Annotated in this window: 11 protein-coding genes; 6 read left to right on the top strand and 5 right to left on the bottom strand. The window is 72.3% G+C overall.

Features of this window, described 5'->3' with window-relative positions:
• Nucleotides 1-15: 15 nt before the first annotated feature.
• The gene (locus tag ACRDTB_RS21765; protein ID WP_431433007.1) at nt 16-2022 is read left to right on the top strand and encodes a thioredoxin domain-containing protein; all 2007 of its coding nucleotides are present in this window, start codon (nt 16-18) and stop codon (nt 2020-2022) included.
• Nucleotides 2023-2344: 322 nt separating this feature from the next.
• Nucleotides 2345-2941, top strand: a complete 597-nt coding sequence (locus ACRDTB_RS21760) for a hypothetical protein (protein ID WP_431433005.1) — start codon at nt 2345-2347, stop codon at nt 2939-2941.
• 42 nt (nt 2942-2983) lie between these two features.
• Here the strand turns inward: ACRDTB_RS21760 and trhA are convergent, their stop codons facing one another.
• Nucleotides 2984-3661: a PAQR family membrane homeostasis protein TrhA gene (gene trhA / locus ACRDTB_RS21755; RefSeq protein ID WP_431433003.1), complete on the bottom strand. Its 678-nt coding sequence runs from the start codon at nt 3659-3661 to the stop codon at nt 2984-2986.
• Between the two features lie 52 nt (nt 3662-3713).
• Nucleotides 3714-4151, bottom strand: a complete 438-nt coding sequence (locus ACRDTB_RS21750; RefSeq protein WP_431433001.1) for a CoA-binding protein — start codon at nt 4149-4151, stop codon at nt 3714-3716.
• Between the two features lie 48 nt (nt 4152-4199).
• Between ACRDTB_RS21750 and ACRDTB_RS21745 the strand changes: the two genes are divergently transcribed.
• Entirely contained in the window at nt 4200-4991 is a 792-nt protein-coding gene (locus ACRDTB_RS21745) for an isoprenyl transferase (RefSeq protein ID WP_431432999.1), read from the top strand.
• A gap of 65 nt (nt 4992-5056) precedes the next feature.
• Here ACRDTB_RS21745 and ACRDTB_RS21740 read toward each other — a convergent pair whose 3' ends face one another.
• Entirely contained in the window at nt 5057-5332 is a 276-nt protein-coding gene (locus ACRDTB_RS21740; RefSeq protein ID WP_431432997.1) for a hypothetical protein, read from the bottom strand.
• A 597-nt stretch (nt 5333-5929) separates the two neighbouring features.
• Here ACRDTB_RS21740 and ACRDTB_RS21735 point away from each other — a divergent pair.
• Nucleotides 5930-7282 carry a PhoH family protein gene (locus ACRDTB_RS21735; protein ID WP_431432995.1) on the top strand — a complete coding sequence of 451 codons (1353 nt, stop codon included), beginning with the start codon at nt 5930-5932 and terminating at the stop codon, nt 7280-7282.
• 83 nt (nt 7283-7365) lie between these two features.
• Entirely contained in the window at nt 7366-8058 is a 693-nt protein-coding gene (locus tag ACRDTB_RS21730) for a DUF998 domain-containing protein (RefSeq protein WP_431432993.1), read from the top strand.
• On the opposite strand, the gene ACRDTB_RS21725 is transcribed toward ACRDTB_RS21730, so the two are convergent.
• Both ACRDTB_RS21725 and ACRDTB_RS21720 read right to left on the bottom strand, forming a co-directional pair.
• Nucleotides 8041-9477, bottom strand: coding sequence for a GuaB1 family IMP dehydrogenase-related protein (locus tag ACRDTB_RS21725; protein ID WP_431432991.1), 1437 nt, complete (start codon nt 9475-9477; stop codon nt 8041-8043). The genes ACRDTB_RS21730 and ACRDTB_RS21725 overlap by 18 nt on opposite strands.
• 9 nt (nt 9478-9486) lie before the next feature.
• Complete coding sequence (locus ACRDTB_RS21720; RefSeq protein WP_431432989.1) at nt 9487-10998, bottom strand: ATP-dependent DNA ligase; 1512 nt, start codon at nt 10996-10998, stop codon at nt 9487-9489.
• A gap of 100 nt (nt 10999-11098) precedes the next feature.
• Between ACRDTB_RS21720 and ACRDTB_RS21715 the strand changes: the two genes are divergently transcribed.
• The coding region (locus ACRDTB_RS21715; protein WP_431432987.1) for a MerR family transcriptional regulator at nt 11099-11615 on the top strand (517 nt) is incomplete at its 3' end.

Raw genomic sequence — 11615 nt, 5'->3', positions numbered from 1 at the left:
TGAGAGGCTGGAGGCATGGCGAACAGGCTGGCCGACGCGACGAGCCCGTACCTGCTGCAACACTCCGACAACCCGGTCGACTGGTGGCCGTGGTCGGACGAGGCGTTCGCCGAGGCGCGACGCCGCGACGTGCCGATCCTGCTGTCCGTCGGCTACGCGGCGTGCCACTGGTGCCACGTGATGGCGCACGAGTCCTTCGCCGACGACGAGACCGCCGAGCTGATGAACGAGAAGTTCGTCAACATCAAGGTGGACCGGGAGGAGCGGCCCGACGTCGACGCGGTCTACATGACCGCGACGCAGGCGATGACCGGCCAGGGCGGCTGGCCGATGACGTGCTTCCTGACGCCGGACGGCGCGCCGTTCCACTGCGGTACCTACTACCCGCCCGCGCCCCGGCCCGGGATGCCGTCGTTCCGCCAGCTGCTCACCGCGGTCGACGAGGCGTGGACCAACCGGGACTCGGAGGTGCGCGAGGCCGGCACCCGGGTCGTCGACGAGCTGGCGAAGCAGACCGCAGCGCTACCGGAGTCCACTGTGGACGAGGACGTGCTCGAGGGCGCGGCGCTGTCGATGCTGCCCGAGTACGACCGCAAGCACGGCGGCTTCGGCTCCGCGCCGAAGTTCCCGCCGTCGATGGTGCTGGAGTTCCTGCTGCGCCACCACGAGCGCACCGGCTCGGTCGAGGCGCTGTCCATTGTGGAGGGCACGGCGCACGCGATGGCGAGCGGCGGCATCTACGACCAGCTCGACGGCGGCTTCGCGCGGTACAGTGTGGACCCCGCCTGGGTGGTGCCGCACTTCGAGAAGATGTTGTACGACAACGCCTTGCTGCTGCGGCTGTACGCACACCTCACGCTGCGCACGGCCTCGCCGCAGTACCGCGAGGTCGCGTCGCAGACCGCGGAGTTCCTGCTGCGCCGGCTGCGCACCGCCGAGGGCGGCTTCGCCGCGTCGCTCGACGCGGACACCGACGGGGTCGAGGGGCTGACCTACGCATGGACGCCCGAGCAGCTGACCGAGGTGCTGGGTGCCGACGACGGCGAGTGGGCAGCGGACCTGCTCGGCGTGACGGAGTCCGGCACGTTCGAGCACGGCACGTCGACGTTGCGCATGCTGCGTGAGCCCGAGGTGCCGGCGCGGTGGGCGCGGGTGCGTGAGCGGCTGCTGATCGCGCGGGACGCCCGCCCGCAGCCGGGCCTCGACGACAAGGTGGTCACGGCCTGGAACGGCTTGGCGATCGGCGCCCTGGCCTACGCGGGCGCCGCGTTCGGCGTCCCCGACTGGGTCGCGGCCGCGTCCGCCGCGGCGACCCTGGCCACCGACGTACACCTGGTCGACGGCCGGCTGCGCCGGGCCTCGCGCGACGGCGTCGCCGGTACGGCCGCCGGTGTGCTGGAGGACTACGGCTGCCTGGCCGACGGCCTGCTGGCCCTGCACCAGGCCACGGGCGAGCGGCGCTGGCTCGACGCGGCGACCGGCCTGCTGGACACGGCGCTGGCCCACTTCGCGGACTCGTCGGCCGAGGGTGCGTTCCACGACACCGCGGACGACGCCGACGAGCTGGTGTGGCGGCCGTCCGACCCGAGCGACAACGCGAGCCCGTCGGGCGCGTCGGCCACCGCCGGCGCGCTGCTGACGGCGTCGGCGCTGGTGGGCCCGGACCGCGCGAGCGAGTACCGGACGGCGGCCGAGCGGGCGGTGGCGCGCGCGGGGATGCTGGCGTCCCGGGCACCGAGGTTCGCGGGGCACTGGCTGTCGGTGGTGGAGGCGTTGGTGCGGGGCCCGCTGCAGGTCGCCGTCGTCGGGCCGGTCGGGGACTCCCGGCGGGACGCGCTGGTCGACGCGGCCCTGCGGCACGCACCCGGCGGAGCCGTGGTCCTGGCCGGCGCCCCCGACGACGCGCCCCTGCTGGCGGACCGCCCGCTGGTGGACGGGCTGGCCGCGGCCTACGTGTGCCACGGCTACGTGTGCGACCGACCGGTCACGGAGGTCGGCGAACTGGTCATGACCCTGCGCTGACGGCTCGTGCCGCCGGCCGATGACCGGCACGCCGCCGACGTGAACGCGACCAGGCGGAGCTGTCCACAGGCCGCGCCGCCGGCCAGCCAAAACCGTCGGTGACACCCCGTACGCTGGATCTCGGGGGGGGCCGGAGGCCACACCGCCCGCACTCCAGCTGTCATATGGCCAGGTCAGCGCCGTGTTCCCGTCCTGCTCTCCCGTCCTCGAGTTCCGCCACGGGCGAACCTGCTGGCGCTCGCGCGCATCGCGCGTAACCTTGTAATCATGTAAGTCAGCCGATTGGGAGGCTGCCATGTTTGGAAGGTGCGGGGTGGATTTCATGGGGTCGAGAGGGCATCGCTGGGGTCCGGGGCGCGGTTGGGGTGGGCCGCGTGGTCGCGGGCGCGGAGGCTGGCAGCAGGCCGACCTCCCGTCCGCGGACGACGCGTCCGCCTGGTTCTCCGGGCGGCTGCCGGACGGGTGGTTCACCGAGGCGCCGATGGTCGTGGTCGACCGGGAGGAGATCACCGTCGTCGGGCAGCTGCCGCCACTCGAAGGCGAGTTCGCGGACGACGCCGCGCGGGCCGCCGCCGAGTCGGGCCGGATCAGCCGGTTCCGGGAGGAGACGCGCGACGAGCGGATCGAGATCGCGCGCCAGGCCGAGCACCGGTACGGGCGCAAGGTGGCGTGGGGCGCCAAGGTCGGTAGCACCGAGGAGCTGTTCACGACCCTGTCCGTACCGGTGATGACCCGGCTGCGGCAGGAGGAGCGACTCATCCTCGACACACTGGTCGACGCGGGCGTCGCCCGCTCGCGGTCGGAGGCGCTGGCGTGGGCCGTCCGCCTGGTGGGCGAGCACGCGGAGGAGTGGCTCAGCTCCCTCCGCGAGGCCATGTCCAAGGTCGACGACCTCCGCACCCAGGGCCCGGACCTGTAAGCCCAACCGCCGGCGACACGACCCGTGTCGCTGGCGGCCGAATCACGCGTAGATGGCGAGCCAGATCGCGATGTAGTGGGAGAGGGCGGCCAGGACGGTGGCCGCGTGGAAGAACTCGTGGTGGCCGAAGACGCGTGGCCACGGGTTGGGCCAGCGGGTCGCGTAGAAGACCGCGCCCAGGGTGTAGAAGGCGCCGCCCACGAGGAGCAGGACCAGGGCCGCCACGCCCGCGTGGTGCAGCAGGTCCGGCAGCACGAACACGGCCACCCAGCCCAGTGCGATGTAGATCGGCGTGCCCAGCCAGCGGGGCGCGTGCGGCCACAGCAGCTTCAGCGCCACACCCAACAGCGCGCCGCCCCACACCACGCTCAGCACGATGTAGCCCGTCGGCTGGGGCATCGCCAGCAGGGTGAACGGGGTGTACGTCCCGGCGATGAACAGGAAGATCATCGAGTGGTCGAGGCGCTTCATCCACGCCCGCATCCGCAGGCTCACCCACCACCGCCGGTGGTACAGCGCGCTGACGCCGAACAGCCCGAGCACGGTCGCGCCGTACACGGCCGTGGCCCAGCCCGCGGTCGCCGAGACGGTCGCCGCGGACACGGAGATCAGCGTCGCGCCGGTGGCGACCGACGCCAGGAACGACCAGTAGTGGAGTACGCCGCGCAGACGCGGTTTGTAGTGCTGGGGCGGCGGGGGCTTCAGCGTCGCGGCGGGCACGGGTTCAGGCTACGGGACCGTAAGTTTGGTCGCAGGCGAGACGTGAACGGCCTCACGACCAGCCGACGACCTCCCGGTGCTCGACCGCGAGGCAGCGGTCCATCACCACGTCCAGCCCGCCCTCGGCGGCGATCGCGGCGCCCTCCTCGCTGAGCACGCCCAGCTGCAGCCACAGTGCGCCGGCCCCGATGGCGACCGCGTCGCGGGCGATCGCGGGTACGTGCTCCGGGCGCCGGAACACGTCCACGATGTCCACCGGCTCCGGCACGTCGGCGAGCGACGCGTACACCGGCAGACCCTCCCATGCGGACAGTCTCGGGTTGACCGGCAGGATCCGCAGGCCCGACCGGCGCAGGTAGCGCGCGACACCGTGGCTCGGCCGGCCGGGATCCGCGGAGAGCCCGACGACCCCGATCGTGCGCGCCTCCCGCACGAGCCGCTCGATCACCGAGAGGTCCTGCCACCGCGGATCGATGTCGGTTCGCCGCATGCTTCCAGTGTGCCCCTCCCGCTCGGGGGCGGCGTACCCTGCGAGGACGTGACATCCGTCTGGCGGAGATTCCGCAGGAAAGCCTCGAAACTCGTCTACGGCCTGTACGACAGGCGGCTCATCAAGCAGGCCGCCGGGCGCCGTCCCCGCCACGTCGGGGTCGTGCTCGACGGCAACAGACGGTGGGCCCGCGAGGCCGGGTTCACCGACGTCGCCGACGGCTACGTCGCGGGTGCGCGGCGCATCGCCGAGCTGCTGAGCTGGTGCCGCGAGGCCCACGTCGACGTGGTCACCCTGTGGCTGCTCTCCACGGACAACGTGATGCGCCCACGGGAGGAGCTCGGGCCGCTCCTCAAGGTCATCGAGGGCGTCGTCGACGAGCTCGCCGATGACGGCAACCCCTGGCGGCTGCGGATCATCGGGGCACTGGACGTGCTCCCGGACGAGACCGCGACGCGGGTCGTCGCCGCGGCGCGGCGTACGGAGAGCCGGGGCGGGATGGAGGTCAACATCGCGGTCGGTTACGGCGGTCGCCGGGAGATCGCGGACGCCGTGCGCAAGCTGCTCCAGCAGCACGCCGAGGAGGGCACGACCATCGAGGAGCTGGTCGAGGTCCTCGATGTCGACCACATCGCCGAGCACCTGTACACCTCGGGCCAGCCGGATCCGGACCTCGTCATCCGGACCTCCGGCGAGCAGCGGCTGTCCGGGTTCCTGCTCTGGCAGTCCGCGCATTCCGAGTTCTGGTTCTGCGAGGCGTACTGGCCCGATTTCCGGCGTACCGACTTCCTGCGGGCGCTGCGCGACTACGCGATTCGGCACCGCCGTTTCGGATCCTGAGAAAAGCACGAACGACGAGGGTTCGGAAATGCAATTCCGAGCCCTCGTCGTTCGTCAGGGCGGGTTCAGCCGGCGTTGGCGAACGAGGTCGCGATCAGCGCCGGGGTCGTGGCGATGCCCGTGTAGGCGCCGGCGACCAGGGCCGCGGCACCGGTGCCGAGGGCCCCGCCGCCGAGGATGAAGGTGTTGTAGGCGTCCCCGAACGTCGGGGTCGTGCCCTCCTCCACCAGGATGCCCGGCAGGTCCGCATCGTCGATCGGGTTCGCGGTGGCGATCGCCGGGGCGGCGATCATCGACATCCCGATGGCGGCAGCGGCGACCACGCCAACCTTCTTCAGCACGTTTCCATCTCCTTCAACAATGGGGGTTTCGGGAAACTTCACGGGGTCCGTTGCTTGCACTCCGTCGCGACCAACCTACTCGGAAACGAATCAGTTCGCGTTGTCCAATACTCCATCGTGTTACAGATTTCTTCATTTTCACCACTTCTGGTTTCCCAGATGATTAGCCGATTCTTTTCAGTGATCATCGCGGGGGCGCCTGGTGGCGTGCCATGCCTGGTCAGCGGGCTGAGCGGGCCGCGAGCGGCCGGTCTGGTCGCCCGTCCGACGGATACCCCAGGCCACTAACGATGATCACTCCGTGTAGCCGTGGTTGGCATCTGCACGTGCGGTCACGAAACGAAAATCACCTGCGTGGCTGCCTGTCGGGTAACCGCGACCGCGGGTAGCGTCCGAAGTGACGGGTCGTGCCCCACGCGGCCCGTTCCGGGAGGCCCAGGTCGTGATGGCGACGATCGAGAGGGCCGGCACCCGGCCCTCGTGGGCGACGCGGCCGGCGTCGAGGAGGTTCTCGACGCTGACCTGATCGCCCAGCCTGGGCGGGTGCCTGGCCCTACGAGCAGCGGACGTGGGTGTCGCGTTCGCCTGGGAGTTGCCGTGACCGCATCGCGTTCCTCTGGAGGCCCGGGTGACCAGCGCCGTACCTACGTTCTCGACACGTCCGTGCTGCTCTCCGACCCGTGGGCGGTGACCCGGTTCGCCGAGCACGCGGTCGTCCTCCCGCTCGTCGTGATCGGTGAGCTCGAGGGCAAGCGGCACCACTCCGAACTCGGCTGGTTCGCCAGGGAGGCTCTCCGACTGCTCGACGACCTGCGACAACGGCACGGCCGGCTGGACAAGCCGATCCCCATCGGCACGGCCGGCGGCTCGCTGCACGTGGAGCTGAACCACTCCGACCCGGGCGTGCTCCCGCCCGGCTTCCGGACCGACTCCAACGACGCCCGGATCCTCGCCTGCGCGCTCAACCTCGCCGCCGACGCGGCGGGCGTCACGCTGGTCACCAAGGACATCCCACTGCGCGTCCGGGCGGCGGCGGTCGGCCTGGACGCCGACGAGTACCGCGCCCAGGAGGTCACCCCGTCCGGCTGGACCGGGATGGCCGACGTCGAGGTGCCGGCCGAGGCACTGGACGGCCTGTACCGCGACGGTGAGATCGACCTCGCCGGGTACGGCGGCGAGGGGTCCGCGGCGACCGCCGCCGACTACCCGTGCAACACCGGCCTGCGGCTGATCGCACCCTCGGCGAGCGCGCTCGGCCGGGTCACCAAGGACAAGCAGGTCCGGCTCGTGCGCGGCGACCGCGAGGCGTTCGGCCTGCACGGCCGCTCCGCCGAGCAGCGGATCGCGCTCGACCTGCTGCTCGACCAGGAGGTCGGCATCGTCTCGCTGGGCGGCCGGGCCGGCACCGGCAAGTCCGCGCTCGCCCTGTGCGCCGGCCTCGAGGCGGTCATGGAGCGCGGGCTGCATCGCAAGGTCGTGGTCTTCCGGCCGGTCTACGCGGTCGGCGGCCAGGAGATCGGCTACCTGCCCGGCTCGGAGAGCGAGAAGATGCAGCCGTGGGCGCAGGCGGTCTTCGACACGCTCGGCGCGCTGGTCAGCAGGGCCGTGATCGAGGAGGTGCTCGACCGCGGCATGCTCGAGGTGCTCCCGCTGACCCACATCCGCGGCCGCTCGCTGCACGACTCGTTCGTGATCGTCGACGAGGCGCAGTCGCTGGAGCGCAACGTGCTGCTGACCGTGCTGTCCCGGCTGGGCACCGGGTCGCGGGTGGTGCTCACCCACGACGTGGCGCAGCGGGACAACCTGAGGGTGGGCCGGCACGACGGCATCGCGGCGGTGATCGAGAAACTCAAGGGTCACCCGCTGTTCGCGCACGTCACGCTGACCCGCTCGGAGCGCTCGCCGATCGCGGCGCTCGTCACCGAGATGCTGGAGGACCACGCATCCTGAGGCCGGAGTAGGGGTAGCCCCCGGGTCATTTCGGGTGTTTCCCGGATGGTTCGGGGGCCCCTCCACACGAGACGGTTTACCCCGTGACCGATCTCGTGCTGACCCGGAACCGGACGGCCGCGCGCCTTCCGGCCGCGACCGCGCCGCGACCGTCGACCTTCGCCGCCCGGCTCGGCCTCGCCGGCATCGTCTGCTCGCTGCTGTTCATGGCGCAGGTGACCGCCGTCGCGTGGCCGCGGATGAGCGTGCTGGACACGACGATGTCCGACTACGTGTTCGTCCCGGGCGTCGGCTGGATGTTCGGCGCCGCCGTGCTGTGCATGTGCGTGGCCGGCCTCGGCGCGATGGTCGGCCTGGCCGCGATTCGCTTGCTCGGCACGGGTTCGCTGCGGCTGGCGCTGTCGCTCGCGGTGCTCGCCTCGCTGCTCGCGGCGATCTTCCCGACGGACCTCGGCGAGTCGTTGTCGACCTCCGCGCAGATCCACCGGTACGCGGCCGGGGTGGTGTTCTTCTGCGTGCCGATCGCGGCGTTCCTGCTGGCACGCCTGCTCGTCGACGTGGGCTACCTCGCCTCGTACCGGAAGTGGTTGTCCGCCAACGCGATCGTCACCTCGATACTGGTCGTCGTGTTCATCGGCAGCCACTTCAACGTGATGCCGGAGTTCATGCGGGAGCTCAACGGGCTGTTCCAGCGGCTGCTGTACGTGCTGGAGCTGGGCCTGTTCGGGCAGATCGTGGTGCTGCCGCTGCGGTTTCGGCTACCAGCCGATCGGTAGCGGCGCGCCCTCGGCGAACCCGGACGCGGACTGGACGCCCACGACCGCCCTGTCGTGGAACTCCTCCAACGTCCGGGCGCCGGTGTAGGTGCACGCCGAGCGCACGCCCGAGCAGATCGAGTCGAGCAGGTCCTCCACGCTCGGGGCAGCCGGGTTCAGCCGCATCCGCGAGGTGGAGATGCCCTCCTCGAACAGCGCCTTGCGGGCCCGGTCGAACGCGCCGTCGCCGCGGGTGCGGGCGGTGACCGCGCGCTTGGAGGCCATGCCGAACGACTCCTTGTACGGCTGGCCCTGCTCGTCGCGCTGTAGGTCGCCGGGCGACTCGTAGGTGCCGGCGAACCAGGAGCCGACCATCACGCTGGACGCGCCGGCGGCGAGCGCGAGCGCCACGTCGCGCGGGTGCCGGACGCCGCCGTCGGCCCACACCCGCCGGCCGAGCTCGCGGGCCGCGTGGGCGCACTCGAGCACGGAGGAGAACTGCGGCCGGCCGACGCCGGTCATCATCCGGGTCGTGCACATGGCGCCCGGCCCGACGCCGACCTTGACCACGTCCGCGCCGGCCTCCACCAGGTCACGCACGCCCTCGGCGGTGACCACGTTGCCGGCCACCACCGGCACACCCGGATCCGTCGAGCGGACGGCCTTGAGCGCGGCGAGCATCTTCTCCTGGTGGCCGTGTGCGGTGTCCACGACGAGCGTGTCGATGTCGGCCTCGAGCAGGGCCGTGGCCTTGGCGGCCACGTCGCCGTTGACCCCGATGGCGGCCGCGACCCGCAGCCTCCCGCGCGCGTCGACGGCCGGCCGGTACAACTCGGCACGCAGCGCGCCGACCTCGGTGAGCACGCCGGCGAGCCGGCCGGCCTCGTCGACGCCGAGCGCGATGCGGGCGGTGCGGCCGTGCAGCCGGTCGAAGACCTCGCGCGGCGGTGTGGCCATCGGCATGGTGACCAGCTCGCGCTCCGCGACCTCGCCGACCCGGGTGAACCGGTCGACCCCCGCGCAGGCGTCCTCGTCGACGACGCCGACCGGCCGTCCGCCCTGGTCGACCACGACGACCGCCCCGTGTGCGCGCTTGGGCAGCAGGTTCAGCGCGTCGGCCACGGCGTCGCCCGGGGTGAGCACGAGCGGGGTGTCCCAGACGGTGTGCCGGGACTTCACCCAGGTGACGATGCCGGCCACCACGGCGGGGTCGACGTCCTGCGGCAGCACGACGAGCCCGCCGCGGCGGGCCATCGTCTCGGCCATCCGGCGGCCGGCGACCGCGGTCATGTTGGCCACCACGACCGGGATCGTCGCACCCGTACCGTCCGATGTGGACAGGTCGACGTCGAACCGGGACTCGACCGACGAGCGGTTCGGCACCAGGAAGACGTCGTCGTAGGTCAGGTCGTGGGCCGGTGTGTCGTTGAGAAATCGCACGTTACGAGCCTAGGCGCCGCCGCCCGGGAGCATGCTCCGGACAGTGTCGATGGTGTCGGCCTCGGGCGGCCCCTTGTCCGGCCGGTAACGGACCACGCGGGCGAAGCGCAGGGCGACACCCCCGGCGTAGCGCGAGCTGACCTGCACACCGTCGAGCGCGATCTCGACGACGAGGTGCGGGCGGAGGTGGACGGCCCAGTCGCTGCGGTGGTCCTCGTACTTCGGGAACTCCGCCGTCTGCCAGGCCAGCAGCTCGTCGGTGAGGCCCTTGAAGGTCTTGCCGACCATGACCGGCGGGCCGCCGTCGGGGTCGCGGGCGCCGAGGTGGAGGTTGGACAGGTAGCCGGTGCGCCGGCCGTGCCCCCACTCCGCGGCCAGGACGACCAGGTCCAGCGTGTGCACGGGCTTGACCTTGCGCCACGCCTTGCCCCGCCGGCCGGCCTGGTAGGTGGAGTCGAGGTCCTTGACGACGACGCCCTCGTGCCCCGCCTCGAGCGCGGCCGACAGCACGTCCTCGGCCTCCTCCGGCGTGGGTTCCAGTCGGCCCGGGATGACCAGGGTGTGGCCGACCGCCTTGTGCAGGGCCACGTTGCGCTCGCGGAGCGGGGCGTCGACGAGGTCGGTGCCGTCGAGGTGGACGCAGTCGAAGAAGTACGGGTGCAGCAGCAGCTCGCGCTCACTGGTGGCGCCGAAGCGGCTCATCGTCTCCTGGAACGGGCGCGGCCGGCCGTCGTCCCTGAGCGCGAGCGTCTCGCCGTCGAGGACCGTGCGGCTCGCCGGCAGCGCGCGGACCAGCTCGACCAGCTCGGGGACCGATCTCGTGATCTCGCGCAGCGTGCGGGTGTAGATGTGCACGTCGTCGCCGTTCTTGTGCACCTGGATGCGCGCGCCGTCGAGCTTGTACTCGACCACCACCGCGCCGGTCAGCGCCTCCGTGAGCGACTCGCCAGGGGAGGCGAGCATGGGCCGGAGCGGCCGGCCGAGCTCCAGCCCGAACTCGCCCAGCGCCGCCTCGCCGCCGCGCAGCGCGGCCTCGGCCGTGGCCGGCAGTCGGCCGGAAAGCATGAACGCCCGGCGCACGGCCTCCTTGCCGACGCCCGCCGCGGCGGCGATCGCGTCGAGCATGACGCCCTCGAGCGCGCCCTGGCGCAGCTCGCCGGTGAGCAGGTGCAGCAGGAACCGCTGCTCCTGGATGGTGCCCGCGCCGAACAGGGCCTTCAGCAGCTCCGAGCGCCGCTGCGCGGACCCCTTCCCGCTGGTCGCCGCCACGTCGTCGAAGGCCCGGTCGACGCCCTCGACCGTCAGTGACGGCTCGGCTGCGGGCGGTACGTCGAGGTCGACCAGGGTCCGCCACCCCGCGCCGATACGGCCCTGCCGCGGTGTGCCGGCCAGGAACCCGACGACCGTGCCGATGTGCGGGCCGGCCCGCCGCAGGAGCCCCGCGAGCGCCTCGACCTTGGCCAGCCGCGACCGGGTGGCCGACACGGCGGCGGAGGTCTGAACGACGTCGACGAGCAGCACGGGCCCCATCATGCCTCGAGCCACCGACATTTTCGCGTGCTTGACCCTCACCATGGGGGAGGCCGCAACGTGGCGGATGTCCATCCCGAGGAGGTGTGCGGTGTCGCTGACCATCGGCACGTTCGCCAGGGCGTCTCGGCTCTCGCCGAAGGCGCTGCGGCTCTACGACGAGCTGGGGCTGCTGCGCCCGGCCCGGGTCGACCCGGTGAGCGGATACCGGCTCTACGAGCCCGAGCAGTTGGAGCGGGCCCGGCTGGTGGCGTGGCTGCGGCGGCTCGGCATGCCGCTCGCGCGGATCAGGGAGGTCTGCGACCTGCCGGCCACCGAGGCCGCGGCGGCCGTCGCCGGGTACTGGCGCCAGGTGGAGGCGCAGACCGCGGCCCGGCGGGACCTCGCCGCCTTCCTCGTCGACCATCTGTCCAGAAAGGACACCCCAATGCCCGACACACCGCCCCCGCTCGCCATTCGCTACGCCGTGCGGACCGATCGCGGCCTGGTCCGCGACACCAACCAGGACCGGGCCTACGCCGGGCAGCGCGTGCTCGCCGTCGCCGACGGGTACGGGTCCGGCGGCGCCGGCGCGGCGGCCAGCGAGGCCGCCATCGAGGCGCTGCGCC

This window comes from Actinophytocola sp. (assembly GCF_050699935.1).
Lineage (GTDB): Bacteria > Actinomycetota > Actinomycetes > Mycobacteriales > Pseudonocardiaceae > Actinophytocola.
Note: the sequence above shows the minus strand (reverse complement) of the source record. Positions and strands in the feature narration are given on the sequence as shown.

Excerpts from the sequence above, each read along its gene's own strand:
- ACRDTB_RS21765 (WP_431433007.1), top strand. The coding sequence starts at position 16 with ATGGCGAACAGGCTGGCCGACGCGACGAGCCCGTACCTGCTGCAACAC.
- ACRDTB_RS21760 (WP_431433005.1), top strand. The coding sequence starts at position 2,345 with ATGGGGTCGAGAGGGCATCGCTGGGGTCCGGGGCGCGGTTGGGGTGGG.
- ACRDTB_RS21750 (WP_431433001.1), bottom strand. The coding sequence starts at position 4,151 with ATGCGGCGAACCGACATCGATCCGCGGTGGCAGGACCTCTCGGTGATC.